General features: G+C 51.7%; 11 protein-coding genes. 7 read left to right on the forward strand and 4 right to left on the reverse strand.

The window, feature by feature from the left end:
* The first annotated feature begins 231 nt into the window (after window positions 1–231).
* Together yfcD and JL661_RS07080 are read left to right on the forward strand one after the other, a co-directional pair.
* On the forward strand, window positions 232–807 hold the full coding sequence (gene yfcD, locus JL661_RS07075) for an NUDIX hydrolase YfcD (protein WP_004235136.1): 576 nt from the start codon (window positions 232–234) through the stop codon (window positions 805–807).
* A gap of 350 nt (window positions 808–1157) precedes the next feature.
* Window positions 1158–3239 (forward strand): M48 family metallopeptidase, encoded by a 2082-nt coding sequence (locus JL661_RS07080; protein WP_046024471.1) that lies wholly within the window; start codon window positions 1158–1160, stop codon window positions 3237–3239.
* Window positions 3240–3345: 106 nt separating this feature from the next.
* Here the strand turns inward: JL661_RS07080 and pta are convergent, their stop codons facing one another.
* Window positions 3346–5508, reverse strand: coding sequence for a phosphate acetyltransferase (gene pta / locus JL661_RS07085; RefSeq protein WP_218481043.1), 2163 nt, complete (start codon window positions 5506–5508; stop codon window positions 3346–3348).
* A 72-nt stretch (window positions 5509–5580) separates the two neighbouring features.
* A complete protein-coding gene (locus JL661_RS07090) occupies window positions 5581–6783 on the reverse strand; it encodes an acetate kinase (RefSeq protein WP_004235141.1) in 1203 nt (400 codons plus the stop codon).
* A 367-nt stretch (window positions 6784–7150) separates the two neighbouring features.
* On the opposite strand from JL661_RS07090, the gene yfbV reads away from it, so the two are divergent.
* The 4 genes from yfbV to JL661_RS07110 all read left to right on the forward strand — a co-directional run bounded on the left by yfbV (window position 7151) and on the right by JL661_RS07110 (window position 10960).
* Window positions 7151–7606, forward strand: a complete 456-nt coding sequence (gene yfbV, locus JL661_RS07095) for a terminus macrodomain insulation protein YfbV (protein WP_004239859.1) — start codon at window positions 7151–7153, stop codon at window positions 7604–7606.
* A 214-nt stretch (window positions 7607–7820) separates the two neighbouring features.
* Complete coding sequence (locus JL661_RS07100; protein WP_004235144.1) at window positions 7821–8315, forward strand: YfbU family protein; 495 nt, start codon at window positions 7821–7823, stop codon at window positions 8313–8315.
* Window positions 8316–8345: 30 nt separating this feature from the next.
* Entirely contained in the window at window positions 8346–9014 is a 669-nt protein-coding gene (locus tag JL661_RS07105; RefSeq protein ID WP_062771473.1) for a sugar phosphatase, read from the forward strand.
* 116 nt (window positions 9015–9130) lie between these two features.
* The gene (locus tag JL661_RS07110; protein ID WP_015422780.1) at window positions 9131–10960 is read left to right on the forward strand and encodes an SLC13 family permease; all 1830 of its coding nucleotides are present in this window, start codon (window positions 9131–9133) and stop codon (window positions 10958–10960) included.
* A 33-nt stretch (window positions 10961–10993) separates the two neighbouring features.
* On the opposite strand, the gene yfbR is transcribed toward JL661_RS07110, so the two are convergent.
* Window positions 10994–11575: a 5'-deoxynucleotidase gene (gene yfbR, locus JL661_RS07115; RefSeq protein ID WP_024473349.1), complete on the reverse strand. Its 582-nt coding sequence runs from the start codon at window positions 11573–11575 to the stop codon at window positions 10994–10996.
* Between the two features lie 114 nt (window positions 11576–11689).
* The gene (locus JL661_RS07120; protein WP_004235148.1) at window positions 11690–12904 is read right to left on the reverse strand and encodes a pyridoxal phosphate-dependent aminotransferase; all 1215 of its coding nucleotides are present in this window, start codon (window positions 12902–12904) and stop codon (window positions 11690–11692) included.
* Between the two features lie 740 nt (window positions 12905–13644).
* Between JL661_RS07120 and hexA the strand changes: the two genes are divergently transcribed.
* Window positions 13645–14556, forward strand: a complete 912-nt coding sequence (gene hexA, locus JL661_RS07125) for a transcriptional regulator HexA (protein WP_004235149.1) — start codon at window positions 13645–13647, stop codon at window positions 14554–14556.
* Window positions 14557–14833: the final 277 nt, after the last annotated feature.

Consider the following 14833-nt stretch of genomic DNA (forward strand, 5'->3'; position numbering starts at 1 on the left):
CTGACTATAGCAGTTTTTGCCGCCGGGGGATGTGATCGGCAAGAAAGAAAAACAATCATAGAACCGCTATCAATTCTTGATATACTGATTCAATGACCATAATGGCACACTATCATTATTAGTTTGGTATATAAAAGCGGTATAAAGCAGCGGCCCGCGGATTAACAGCGTGTGTCACTGAAAAAACAGAAACAGCATCCGTAATGCTGATAAAAAAGAAAAGGTTAGAGGATGGAACAAGATAGCGCTATCGAGTGGGTGGACGTGGTCGATGAGAATAATGATGTCATCGGCCAGGCGACCCGCGAGCAGATGCGGGCGGAAAACCTGCGTCACCGGGCAACCTACATCGTTGTGCATGACGGCATGGGAAAAATTCTTGTCCAGCGCCGGACTGAGCACAAAGACTACTGCCCGGGTCTGCTGGATGCCACTGCCGGCGGCGTGGTGCAGCAGGGTGAGCTGATGCTCGATTCTGCCCGGCGCGAAGCAGAGGAAGAACTCGGGATCGCCGGTGTGCCGTTTGCCGAACACGGTCTGTTTTATTATGAAGAGCCGGTCTGCCGTGTCTGGGGCGGGTTATTCAGCTGTGTGACTCACGGGCCGTTCGCGCTTCAGGAAAGTGAGGTATCGGAAGTCACCTGGCTGACCCCGGCAGAAATCACTGCCCGCTGTGACGAATTTACGGCCGATTCACTGAAAGCACTCTCACTCTGGCTGACCCGGAATAATCAGAATTATACCCCGGCAGAGCGGCAGAAGCCGGTTGCAACGCCTGAAGCTGAAATGAGCAGCGACAGCGAATAAAAAAGAATAAAAACCGGAGAAGCCTGCAATATGCAGGCTTTTTTATATTTAAAATACGGTGAAATAAAACGCAGGCAGTAAATATATCGGCAAAATAGAATATTATCAGAGACAGTTCAGTATAATTTGTATTATTCCGGTTTCTGGCTTTAATCATTTTCCTGTAGAATGCCGTTCTGAATACAGATAATAATATCAAACCATAAAAACTTCCGTTAACGGCATGAATTACAATGGTTTTATGTAATAAACCTTATGCTTTATTAAAAAATATTAAATAACAAAGCCCGGTTAATAAGAATTATCCGGAAATAGACGGAAGATGATAAAATACAACCTGAACGAGAATAATGATGAGAAATAAATTAGCAGGATGGCTGTTGTTATTACCGCTGCTGCTCACCGCATGGGGTGCATTTCAGTATTGGCGCATCAGTGATGAATATCAGGCTTACCAGTATATTATGTCAGAAAAAGCGGAGCTTCAGCGTCTGATTGCGGAAGATCCGAATACACAGATTACCTACGATGACGGGGAAACTGTGTCTGCCGGTCAGCAACTGGGGATGATTAACCGTGATCTGAATAAATACAGCAGCGAAATTGCCATGATTCTGGCTAGGGCGGGTGTCAGTCTGGGAACTGTCGCCACCGGGATTTTATCACTGCTGTTTGGCGCAGGGGCGATTTATCTCTGCATCAGCAGCGGCCGGGCTGCCCGGCGCTCCCGCGATACGCTGCTGAACGTCTTTGCCCGCTGCCGCAAAATGCTGCCGTTTATCCTGACCGGGCAGATGACGCTGGTCGGCCTGAGCATCATTTGTGTGATGGCGTATGAAGCGCTGTGGTTCGCCGGTAATTTCGTGCTGAGCGGCGGCGGTGCGAAAATCATGATCTTTATTCTGATCAGTATCCTGCTGATTATCTGGTACATCATCAAAGGGCTGTTTAAGCTGCGCAAGAGTTTTGCCATGTTCCGCAGCGAACCGTCGGATGTGACAGGGCATGCCGTCAGCCGGGAGGAAGCACCGGGGCTGTGGCAGTGGGTGGATGAGATTGCCGCGAAAGTCGGCACGCCGTCGCCGGATCATATTGTTGTTGGTATGACAGAGTGTTTTTATGTGACATCCCACAGTATCAGCCTGAATGAAAATCAGCTGATTGAAGGGAAAACGCTGTACTTTCCGCTGCTCTATTCCGCACTGCTCAACCGTGAGGAAGCCAGTGCGGTTATCGGGCACGAACTGGGGCATTTCACCGGCGAAGATACCACGTATAGTCTGAACTTTGCGCCAATCTATGCCGGAATGAGCCACAGTATTTCGCTGGTGGCCAACGAGGTGCAGGATTACTACAGTAAAGTGATTATGAGCCCGTCGGTGTATCTCGGGATCTTTTTCCTCGAGCAGTTTGATTTTGCCGTCAGTCACTGGAGCCGTATCCGTGAGCTGGAAGCGGATAAAGCGGGGGCATCGGTCAGCTCACCGGCGGCTGTGGCGTCATCACTGCTGCGTATCTCTGCGGTCAGTGAGGTGATTTCGGAAACTCTGGGTGAGTTGTATGAAGGTACCCTGAAAACAGATGATTTACTGCCTGTGGTGATGGCGCGTCTGCGTGAGCGCGGTGTGCCGGAAGCCGGACAGTTCCTGAATGAGGCAACCAGTCACCCGAGCGACACACATCCGCAGACCCGTACCCGTATCGAAGCACTGTCTCAGGATCTCAGTGATGAGCTGCTGGCCGACGCTTCCCGTGAAGTGCAGTCGGATGATTACGCCAATATCGCGGACCTGTTCACGGATGCCAAAGCGATTTCCATGATGCTGACGGCGTCACTCTCCGGCATGGTCGCGGAGTACACCACACAGCGGACAGAAGCACTGGAAACGATGCTGCATGAATCTGACGCGGCAGATGAGGTGATCATCACCGAGCGGCGGAAAATGTTCCGGATGATGTTTATCTTTGGTCTGGTGGTTGCGGCCGGGATGGGTATTGCCACGGTGAAACTCGGCGCGGAAGATCTGGTAGCTTCCGGTGCGGTTCACGGCTTCTGGCTGTTACTGCTGTTCTGGGGTGTGGCCTTTATGTACCGCGACAGAGGCAAAGCACCACTGTTTGCGTTCCGCCACGGGCAACTGGTCAGTGAAAAGCTGACACAGCCGTATCCGCTGCACTACATCGTTGATTATGACATCGCGGAAACTTCCGGTGTGGCGACACTCACACTTCATGTGGCTGATGGTGCACCGGCACCGGGTATGGCAGCAAAAAGCCGTTTCTTTAAATACGATGCCAAAAAGCAGAAGCTGATGATTATGATGGCCGGTGTCCGGATCTGGCAGGGAAAATCATTATCTCTGCAGGATTTATCAGAACTGGTACATGGTCAGTTGCAGACGGCACATGTGAAGCACGAGCTGCGGCAGTAATTTTTCTGCTGAAATACAGGGAACCGCCGCAAGGCGGTTTTTTTTGACAGGATACATAAAAAAAATCCCGGCGGGAAACCCGGCCGGGATTATGGTCTGTAACTTTTCAGTCAGCAGAACTTATTTTTTTCTTCGCTTCGTCCTGCGCTGCCTGAATAGCAGTCAGTGCGATGGTGTATGCGATATCGTCAACTAACGCACCACGGGACAGGTCGTTAACCGGTTTGCGCATACCCTGCAGCATTGGTCCGATAGAGACCAGGTCTGCTGAACGCTGAACCGCTTTGTAAGTGGTGTTACCGGTGTTCAGGTCAGGGAAGATGAAGACGTTTGCTTTACCCGCAACCGGAGAGTTTGGTGCTTTGGTTTTCGCAACGTCAGCCATCACGGCGGCGTCGTACTGTAACGGACCGTCGATGCACAGGTCAGGACGTTTTTCCTGAGCAATGCGGGTCGCTTCGCGGACTTTCTCAACATCGTCACCCTGGCCGGAGGTCCCGGTAGAGTAAGAGATCATCGCAACACGCGGGTCGATACCGAATGCTTTCACAGAGTCAGCAGACTGAATTGCGATTTCTGCCAGCTGTTCAGGGTTCGGATCCGGGTTGATTGCACAGTCACCGTAGACCAGCACTTCTTCAGGCATCAGCATGAAGAACACGGAAGATACCAGTGAGCTGCCCGGTGCAGTTTTGATTAACTGTAACGGCGGACGAATGGTGTTCGCAGTGGTGTGAACCGCACCGGAAACCAGACCGTCAACTTTATCCTGCTCCAGCATCATTGTACCCAGTACAACGTTGTCCTGTAACTGCTCGCGGGCAACGACTTCGGTCATGCCTTTGTTTTTACGCAGTTCAACCAGACGCGGAACATACAGCTCGCGGATGTCAGCCGGGTTAACCAGCTCGATACCGGTGCCCAGAGTCACGCCCTGTGCAGCTGCCACGCGGCGGATTTCTTCCGGATCGCCTAACAGTACGCAGGTCGCCAGACCACGTTCAGCACAGATAGCGGCGGCTTTGATAGTACGCGGCTCATCACCTTCAGGCAGGACAACGCGTTTTTTCGCTTTGCGTGCCAGTTCGGTTAACAGGTAACGGAATGCCGGTGGTGACAGACGGTTCGGACGCTCTGAATCCGCAACCAGGGAATCGATCCATTTGGTATCGATGTGGCTTGCCACGTAGTTCTGAACCAGTTCAATGCGCTCACGGTCATCAGCAGGGACTTCCAGGCTGAAGCTTTGCAGGTTCAGCGAGGTCTGCCAGGTGTTGGTGTTCACAGTGAAGATTGGCAGGCCGGTTTCGAACGCACGTTCGCACAGTTTGGCAATGCTGTCGTCGATTTCATAACCGCCGGTCAGCAGGATCGCACCGATTTCCACGCCGTTCATCGCTGCCAGGCAGGCAGAAACCAGCACGTCAGGACGATCAGCAGAGGTCACCAGCAGAGAACCGGGACGGAAGTGCTCCAGCATATGAGGAATGCTGCGTGCACAGAAAGTCACAGATTTCACACGGCGGGTTTTGATGTCGCCTTCGTTGATGATTTTCGCGCCCAGGTGGTTCGCCATGTCGATTGCACGGGTGGCAATCAGTTCGAAGTTCCACGGTACACTGCCGACAACCGGCAGAGGCAGGGATTTCAGATCATCCGCGCTCAGGTGAGCGATAGTGGCTTTGGATGAATCATCAAAAATTTCAGACAGATCAGGACGGGTACGGCCCTGCTCATCAACCGGAGCGTTAACTTTGTTAACGATCACACCGGCGATGTTGGTATTCTTGTGACCACCGAATTCATTGCGGATCAGTTCCAGACGCTCTTTGATTTCCGCTGCGGTGTCATTGCCCGGTGCTGTCACAAACACGATTTCCGCACCCAGAGTCTGGGCGATATCGTAGTTCAGGGATTGAGCATGCGGGTAGTTGCGGGTCGGTACCAGGCCTTCGATCAGGATCACTTCCGCACCCTGAGTATGCTCGTGGTAACGGGCAACGATTTCTTCCATCAGAATATCTTTCTGATTGGTGGTCAGCATGGTTTCGACATAATCCATATCCAGCGGCTCTGCCATCTTCAGGGAAGAGTGAGCGCGTAAGATCTGGGTGGTCTGATCTTCAATACCTGCACGGCGCGGCTGTGCAACCGGTTTGAAGAAACTAAGGCTGACGCCTTTTTGTTCCATTGAGCGGACAACCCCGAGGCTGACGCTGCTTAAGCCGACACTGGTGCCGGTAGGAATGAGGATAATAGTACGGGACACATGAACCTCTTATTTTTTTACAATTCGGTGTTCAAAATAAATCCGCCGGCGGGGGCCGGCGGAGAGCAAAGATTATGCAGTCAGACGGGCTGCATCCTGTGCGATGACTAATTCTTCGTTAGTCGGGATCACCAGGGCAATGCTGCTGTCGTCAGTGGTGATTTTGCCTGCGTTACCGAAGCGGGCAGCCAGGTTGCGTTCGTGATCCAGTTTGAAGCCCAGCAGAGCCAGTTTCTCCAGAGTGTGTTCACGAACCATCGCTGCGTTTTCACCGATACCACCGGTGAAGATGATCGCATCCAGACGGCCTTCCATCAGGGTTGCATAACCACCGACGTATTTCGCCAGACGGTGGCAGAATACGTTCATTGCACGGGTCGCGTCAGCTTGTTTACCGTAGTTTTCTTCAACATAACGGCAGTCGCTGGTGACTTCAGTCAGACCCTGCAGGCCGGATTCTTTGGTCAGCATTTTGTTGATTTCTTCAACGCTCATGCCCATTGAATCATGCAGGTGGAAAATGATAGCCGGGTCGATATCACCGGAACGGGTACCCATGACCAGACCTTCCAGCGGAGTCAGACCCATAGAGGTGTCCACGCACTCGCCGTTAACGATAGCTGCAACAGAACCACCGTTGCCTAAGTGGCAGGTGATTACGTTCAGTTCTTCAACCGGTTTGTTCAGCATTTTAGCGGCTTCACGGCTGACGAAGTAGTGGCTTGTACCGTGGAAACCATAGCGGCGGATACCGTGGTCTTTGTACAGGCTGTACGGCAGGGCATACAGGTAAGCTTCTTCAGGCATGGTCTGATGGAAAGCGGTATCGAAAACACCAACGTTTTTATCAGCCAGGTGAGGGAAGGCTTTCAGTGCTTCTTCCACGCCTAACAGGTTAGCCGGGTTGTGCAGAGGAGCAAAGGCAGAGCACTCTTCCATTGCTTTGATAACTTCGTCAGTGACGATAACAGAGTGAGCAAATTTCTCACCGCCGTGAACCAGACGGTGGCCGATGCAGCCGATCTGTGCGGACAGCTCAGGTTTGTCGCCCATGATATCTTTCACGATGAAACGCAGTGCTTCACTGTGAGCAGCGCCCGCGCCTAATTGTGCTTCGTGTTTAGCACCATCCATTTTCCACTTGATACGTGCTTCCGGCAGGTTAAAGCATTCTGCCAGACCCGTCAGATATTCATCACCAGTTGTAGGGTCAATGATCGCAAATTTCAGTGAAGAACTACCGCAGTTAAGTACCAGTACCAGCTTACTTGACATGGAATTACCTATAATCTTGTTGTGGATAAGTCTTATGTATTAAGACAGTGGTTAAAACGTAATCTAACTAAGCGTAGCGCAATATTTCAGCGCCGTTCATGATTAACATCATGCAATTTTTATATTGAACGATAAATCATCGCTGCAATCTGTTGTCTGAGGCCTGATAGCGTAAAAACACACATTTTGCCCTTGAAAAAGGCGGCATCAGACAAAATAATTAACTCAGGATTATTTCACCGTGATTAAACGGGCGTAGCATACCCGCAGATGACAGCAATTTCAAAATATACTTAATCCTACAAAAATATTTTGACTGAATGTAGCCATATTTTAATTATTATGTTTTTTATTGATTGAGGTCATAATGCCTGATAACACACCGGCAAAACCGGGTCTGTTCCGCGCACTGCGTCTCGGCAAACGTTACGCCGCCACCTGGCCGGCCGTGAAACAGCTCGCCCCGGTTTTCCCGGAGAATCGTGTCATAAAATCGACACAGTTCGGTATCCGTTTTATGCCGCCGCTGTCGGTGTTTACCCTGACATGGCAGATAGCCCTCGGCGGGGCATTAGGTCCCGCAGTCGCCACCGCACTGTTTGCCTGCTCGCTGCCGCTGCAGGGGTTATGGTGGCTGGGACGGCGTGCCGCCACGCCTTTACCGGCCGGGCTGCTCAGCTGGTTTTACGAAATCCGCGCAAAGTTTGCCGAAGCCGGGATTGCGATTGCGCCGGTTGAGGGTACACCGGATTATATGGCACTGGCCGAGTTACTGAAACGCGCTTTTAAGCAGCTGGATAACTCTTTTCTGGATGACCTGTAAGTTGCGCTGTTTTCCGCCCGGTTATGCGGGCGGAAGAATCCCCTCCTTTATTAATCGATTCAGCTTTTGTAAACCTCTGTTTTTCCTCTCCGTATAATTACCCGGGCGAAATTCCCCGCTGAGATCAAAAAAGGTGTGTATTTCACTATCTTATAGATTTGAGTAATGCGATGATTCTGACCATACCTCGGATTACTTTTTCAGGAGATACACCATGGAAATGACCAACGCACAACGCCTTATCCTCTCTAACCAGTATAAAATGATGGCTATGCTGGATCCGGATAATGCCGAGCGCTACCGCCGCCAGCAGACTATTATTGAGCGCGGCTTCGGGCTGCAGATGCGCGAGCTGGATCGCGATTTCGGCGAGCTGCCGGAAGAAATCTGCCGCCGTGTGATTGATATGATGGAAATGTACCACGCACTGCGTATCTCCTTCGATAACCTGAAAGAAGCAAAAGATATCGACCCGCGCCGTATCCACTTCTTAGGTTTTGATGCGGCGACTGAAGCACGTTATTTAAGTTATGTGCGTTTTCTGGTAAATACGGAAGGGCGTTATACCCACTTTGACAGCGGCAGCCACGGCTTTAACTCCCAGACGCCGATGTGGGATAAATATGTCCGTATGCTGGGTGCATGGCATAACTGCCCGCGCCAGTATCACCTGAGTGAAGTAGAAATTAATCAGATCCTTAACGCATAATATTCCGGTATCCGTAACGGCGAGGCACGCATGGCACTGACTGCAAAAGGTTTTTTGTTTGATCTGGACGGCACACTGGCCGATTCCCTGCATGTGGTGGAGCGTGCCTGGCTGGCGTTTGCCCGCCGTATTGGTGCGGATGAGGATGAAGTAAAACATTTTATTCACGGCAAACCGGCGGTTGAGTCCATCCGCCATTTTCTGCCGGATGCGGATGAGAACGAAATCGCCGCACAGCTGGCGTGGGTGACAGAGCAGGAGATCAGGGAGAGTGATCAGGTCACGGATCTGCCCGGAGCGCAGGCACTGCTGGCGCGTCTGACCTCCCTTGATATTCCGTGGGCGATAGTCACCTCCGGTTCTGTGGCGATAGCCCGTCCGCGTCACAGTGCGGCAAATCTGCCGGAGCCGGATGCCTGGGTGACGGCGGATAATATCACCCGCGGCAAGCCGGATCCGCAGCCCTATCTGCTGGGCGCGGAAAAGCTGGGGCTGGCGCCGCGCGACTGTTTTGTGTTTGAGGATGCCACCGCCGGCCTGCTTTCCGGGCTGGATGCCGGTTGTCAGGTGATTGCCGTGCATGTTCCGGCCGGAACACCGCGCACGGATGAACTGGCCATGCGGGTGGATTCACTGACAGAAATTGAGGTTGAGAAAGCGGCGGACGGTACGGTAACACTGACCCGCCGTCCCGGCTGACAGCCGGAACACCGCTGCACAGCACTGATCAGACGATGAGGGAAAACGGGCTGTGCGTTAATAAAAACGATGAGACAGGATGTTCGCTGTCCGGGCATTGACGAAAGAGGACGTTGGTGAATACGGAACTCGTGTGGGTGTTGACCCTGCTGTTTATCGCCATTGTTTTATTTACCACCAACAAAGTCCGGATGGATGTTGTGGCGTTGCTGGTGATCACCGCCTTTGTACTGAGCGGCACGCTGACGGTTAATGAGGCTGTCGCCGGTTTCAGTGATCCCAATATTCTGCTGATTGCCGCCCTGTTTGTGATCGGGGAAGGGCTGGTGCGTACCGGGGTTGCCTATCAGATGGGGGACTGGCTGGTGCGGGTGGCCGGTTCCGGTGAAACCCGCCTGCTGGTATTCCTGATGGTCAGTGTTGCCGGGCTCGGCGCGTTTATGAGTTCGACCGGTGTGGTGGCCATTTTTATCCCTGTTGTGCTCAGTGTCTCCGCACGTATGAAAATCTCCCCTTCGCGGCTGATGATGCCGCTCGGCTTCGCCGGGCTTATCAGCGGCATGATGACTCTGGTGGCAACACCGCCGAACATGGTGGTGAATAGTGTCCTGGAAATGGAAGGCATCAAAGGCTTTAACTTCTTCTCGATTACCCCTGTCGGATTACTGATCCTGCTGGCCGGTGTCGGCTATATGCTGATTGCCCGTCACTGGCTGGGCAGCAAACAGCCGGAAAAAGCAGGAGATAATGTACGGCGTACCTTTCGTGATCTGATCCGCGACTACAAACTGAGCGGTCGTGCGCGGCGTCTTGCTGTCCGTAACGGTTCGCCGCTGATCGGTAAAACGCTGGATGAACTGCATCTGCGCACCCGCTATGGCGCGAATGTGGTGGGGATTGAGCGCTGGCGGCGTTTCCGGCGGGTGATGGTCGGTGCGACCGGCGGTATGGAGCTGCGTGACCGTGATGTGCTGCTGATAGATATGTCTGCCAGTGATATGGATTTGCGCGAATTTTGTGCCGAGCAGATGCTGGAGCCGATGATCCTGCGCGGTGAATATTTTTCCGAACACTCCCGCAACGTGGGCATGGCGGAAGTCTCCCTGAACCCGGAAAGTGAGCTTATCGGCAAAAGTCTGCGGGATATCGGTTTCCGTACCCGTTACGGGCTGAATGTGCTGGGTCTGCGCCGGGGCGGGGCCGCCCTTGACGGCAACATTGTGGATGAGCCGCTGCAGCTCGGGGATATCCTGCTGGTGGTCGGGGACTGGAAAATCATCCGCGTGCTGGCGACCAAACGGCGTCACTTTATAGTGCTCAACCTGGCGGCGGAAGCGGAGGCGGTGGTACCTGCTGCATCCCAGGCACCGCATGCGTTGTTTTGTCTGGCACTGATGGTGGCTATGATGGTCACCAATGAAATCCCGAATTTTATCGCGGCACTGATTGCCTGTCTGCTGATGGGAAAATTCCGCTGTATCGATATGGAAAGTGCTTACCGGTCAATCCACTGGCCGAGCATCATTCTGATTGTCGGGATGATGCCGTTTGCGCTGGCATTACAGAAAACCGGCGGTATCACGCTGATTGTCAGCGGGCTGATGGACGTGGCCGGTGATCTGGGCCCGCATGTTATGCTGACAGCCCTGTTTGTGCTGTGTGCGACTATCGGGCTGTTTATCTCGAATACCGCGACAGCGGTTCTGATGGCACCGATTGCTATCCAGGCAGCGCATGAAATGCAGGTGTCGCCGCTGCCGTTTGCGATGGTGGTGGGCGTGGCGGCATCTGCTGCCTTTATGACACCGGTTTCCTCCCCTGTAAACACGCTGGTGCTCGGGCCGGGGAATTACACCTTCGGGGATTTCGTCAAAATCGGCGTGCCGTTTACGCTGGTGGTCATGGCAATCAGTATCGCGGTGATCCCGCTACTTTTTCCGTTCTGACGGCGTGCCCTGATGAAAACGCAGTTGCCTCGGTTACTGGCTGATTTCATCCAGTGACAGACTGAATCCCGGAATAAACACATCGCGGAAATAGTCCATTTCCGGGCTGCGGCGTTCTTCCAGCGTTTTCTCCAGCCTCGCTTTCGCCAGATGAAACTCGGTATTACCCGCACCAATCTCTTCCAGACACTTAAGATAGGCACACAGGGCATCGGCCTGTTTGACGATTGCCGCATCTTCCGGTGAATGGGTATCTTCATCAATCAGGGGTGCAAAATCCGCCTGTAACTCTTCAGGGATCATGGCAATCAGTTTCTTTTGCGCCATGCGCTCAATTTTTTTGTACTCATGAGCTATCTGCGGATTGTAATACTTGATGGGTGTCGGCAGGTCGCCGGTGATCACTTCACTTGCATCATGGTACATCGCCAGCAGAGCAATTTTTTCCGGATTGAGTGTGCCGCCGAATTTGCGGTTTTTAATCACGGCCAGTGCATGTGCCACAAACGCCACCTGGAGGCTGTGTTCAGAGACGTTTTCCTGAATCACATTGCGCATCAGCGGCCAGCGGGTGATCAGTTTCAGACGGGAAAGGTGGGCAAAAAAGTAACTCATAGACAACATTCCTGGCAGCAATCTGTTGATAACAAGAGCGGATATTCTGCGGTGTTCCGGGCGGGATGTAAATAAAAACGGCTTCCCGGGGGAAGCCGCTGACAGCAGAAACGATTACTGACGGTAGTGGGAGAGGAAACGTCCGAAGCGGTTAATCGCCATCTCCAGGTCATCCTCACGCGGCAGTGTCACGATACGGAAGTGGTTCGGTTCCGGCCAGTTAAAGGCAGTACCCTGTACCAGCAGTACTTTTTCCTGTAACAGCAGGTCGAGGATCATCTTCTGGTCATCGTGAATATTAAAGCGCTTGGCATCAAATTTCGGGAACATATAGAGTGCGCCCATCGGTTTGACACAGGAGCAGCCCGGTATCTGGTTAATCAGTTCCCAGGCTTTGTTGCGCTGTTCATACAGGCGGCCGCCCGGATGAATAAACTCATTGATGCTCTGGTACCCGCCGATTGCGGTCTGGATAGCATGCTGCATCGGCACGTTGGCACACAGACGCATGGACGCGAGCATTTCCAGCCCTTCAATATACCCTTTGGCGTGTTTCTTCGGCCCGTTCAGGACCATCCAGCCCTGGCGGAAACCGGCGATACGGTAGGTTTTGGAAAGGCCGTTGAAGGTGACGGTCAGCAGATCCGGCGCCATCGCGGCGATAGAGTGGTGGACGGCATCGTCATACAGAATTTTGTCGTAGATTTCGTCAGCAAAAATAATCAGGTCATTCTGACGCGCGAGTTCGACAATCTCCTGTAACAAATCTTTGCTGTAAACAGCCCCGGTCGGGTTGTTCGGGTTAATCACCACAATACCGCGGGTGCGCGGGGTGATTTTCTTTTTGATGTCCTCAATGTCCGGCATCCAGCCCTGTTCTTCGTCGCACATATAGTGGACGGCAGTACCGCCGGAGAGGGAGACCGCACCGGTCCATAACGGGTAATCCGGTGCCGGTACCAGCATTTCATCACCGTTATTCAGCAGCGCCTGCATGGACTGCACAATCAGTTCAGAAACCCCGTTACCGATATAGACATCTTCCACCGTCATATCGCGCATGCCGCGTTCCTGGTAGAACTGGACAATGGCTTTACGGGCGGAATAGAGGCCTTTTGAATCGCTGTAACCCTGGGAGCTTGGTAAATTACGGATAACATCAACCAGAATTTCGTCCGGGGCATCAAAACCAAACGGCGCCGGGTTACCGATATTCAGTTTGAGAACTTTCTGGCCTTCCTCTTCGAGACGTTTAGCCTCTTTGAGCACCGGCCCGCGAATGTCGTAACAGACATTATCGAGTTTGCTGGATTTCTTTATTATATTCATCTGTTCAGGACCTTAGCGCGTTAATCTTATATTTTATCAGGTAAAACCCGTTATAACCCACTCTACTCTTACCGTACGGGGTTTTGAAGACAGTAAACGTCTTTTGGTTAAAAACAACAGGATTTGTTTTGGAAAGGATCGGGAGTGCCGGTTAATCATTGATATGGCGGAGTATAATGCCTGATATTGTGATTAATTCAGAGCTTACAACTGGTAGGAGGAGGGGGTATTGAGTTTTGTAAAGTTATCTATCGGAAGATCATAATTGGTAAAGTAATACAGTGTTTTTACTAAATAGTCAGCAGTTGTTGAAATTGTATAATCTTTTCTTATATATTAAACCCTGATGCTGGTAATTATTAGTAGTATAACTAATAGGATTTTACGGCATAATGTGGTTTTCAGAGTATTTGACCTTAAAGTTGCAGAATAATCGGGTTTATATTGCAGCAAGGCTTATTGGCAGCATGCATTTTCGTCAGTTACAAATTGTCTTATTTCGTAATATTCGGAAAACAGTGTTGTAAGATACGAAAAATTTGTGTGTTTGTATAGCAGGTCTGCTGTTTTAGTATGCAGCATTACATAATGGAGTTACTCACAGTTACGTATTTTTGTTAGTGTTAGTTATGTTTTACTCTACCCTGATGTATAGGGTAATGTCTTCGTTGGCGAAGCAATTTTTCACGCCAATAAACACCAGGTAGTTATTAAAAATCAAAATTAGTGAAGAAAAAACAATGATAAATTCAAACCGTCCAGTGTTAAACCTGGATCTCGATCTGCTGCGGACGTTCGTGGCAGTCGCGGATCTGAACACCTTCGCAGCGGCAGCTGCGGCAGTATGCCGCACCCAGTCTGCCGTCAGTCAGCAAATGCAGCGTCTCGAGCAGCTTGTCGGGCGCGAACTGTTTGCGCGTCATGGTCGTAACAAATTACTGACCGACCATGGGTTACAACTGTTAGGTTACGCCCGTCAGATCCTGCGGGCAAATGATGATGCCACCGCATCACTGGCATACAACGACGCAGAAGGGGAGTTACGCATCGGTGCATCCGATGATTCCGTTGACTCACTGCTGCCTTTCTTACTCAACCGTATTGCATCGGTATACCCGCGTATGGCAGTTGATGTCCGCATCAAACGCAGCCAGTACATTGAAGGTATGCTGGATAATCACGAGATTGACCTGGCGCTGACCACTGCGCGTATTGCCCATCACCCGCGTACTGCTTTGCGTACCGCGCCGGTGCTGTGGCACTGTGCGCCGGATTTCCAGTTACAGCCTAATGAGCCGATTCCGCTGGTGGTGATGGACGAAACCAACCCGTTCCGTCATCTCGCGGCTGAAACCCTGGATGAGGCAGGGGTGCAGTGGCGGATTGCTTACGAGGCGGCATCACTTTCTGCTGTCCGCGCAGCAGTGAATGCCGAAGTCGGGATCACAGCCCGTCCGCTGGAAATGCAGAATGCCGACCTGCGTATTCTGAGCGTCAGCGAAGGGCTGCCGCGTCTGCCGGAAATTCAGTACTGGTTATACCGCAACAGTGACGAGCAGAGCGAGTCAGTGCTGACGGTGTATCAGGCCATTGAAAACAAGAAGACACCGTATACTGTCACACCGGTTGACGATGACAAAACAGCGGAGTAACGCTGTCATAATCTGACGCCTGACTGACATAATTTGTGACAGTCAGACACACAGCCGGGGGATCATTTCCCCGGCTTTTTTGTATCCTCTCCCCCTTACGCGGAAATATCATATAAATGTTAACAGCATCACGCCGTGTTCAGGTTTTTGATGCCGTTTTAAGCGCCGCATCGCAGTTTTGTTTACTTGTTTGTTACAATGTTAACAAAACGCATGTTCTGTGATTGCCAAAATTAACAGTGCTCATTACATTGCAATAAAACTTTGTTAAAAACCT

It is taken from the genome of Morganella morganii (assembly GCF_019243775.1).
Lineage (GTDB): Bacteria > Pseudomonadota > Gammaproteobacteria > Enterobacterales > Enterobacteriaceae > Morganella > Morganella morganii.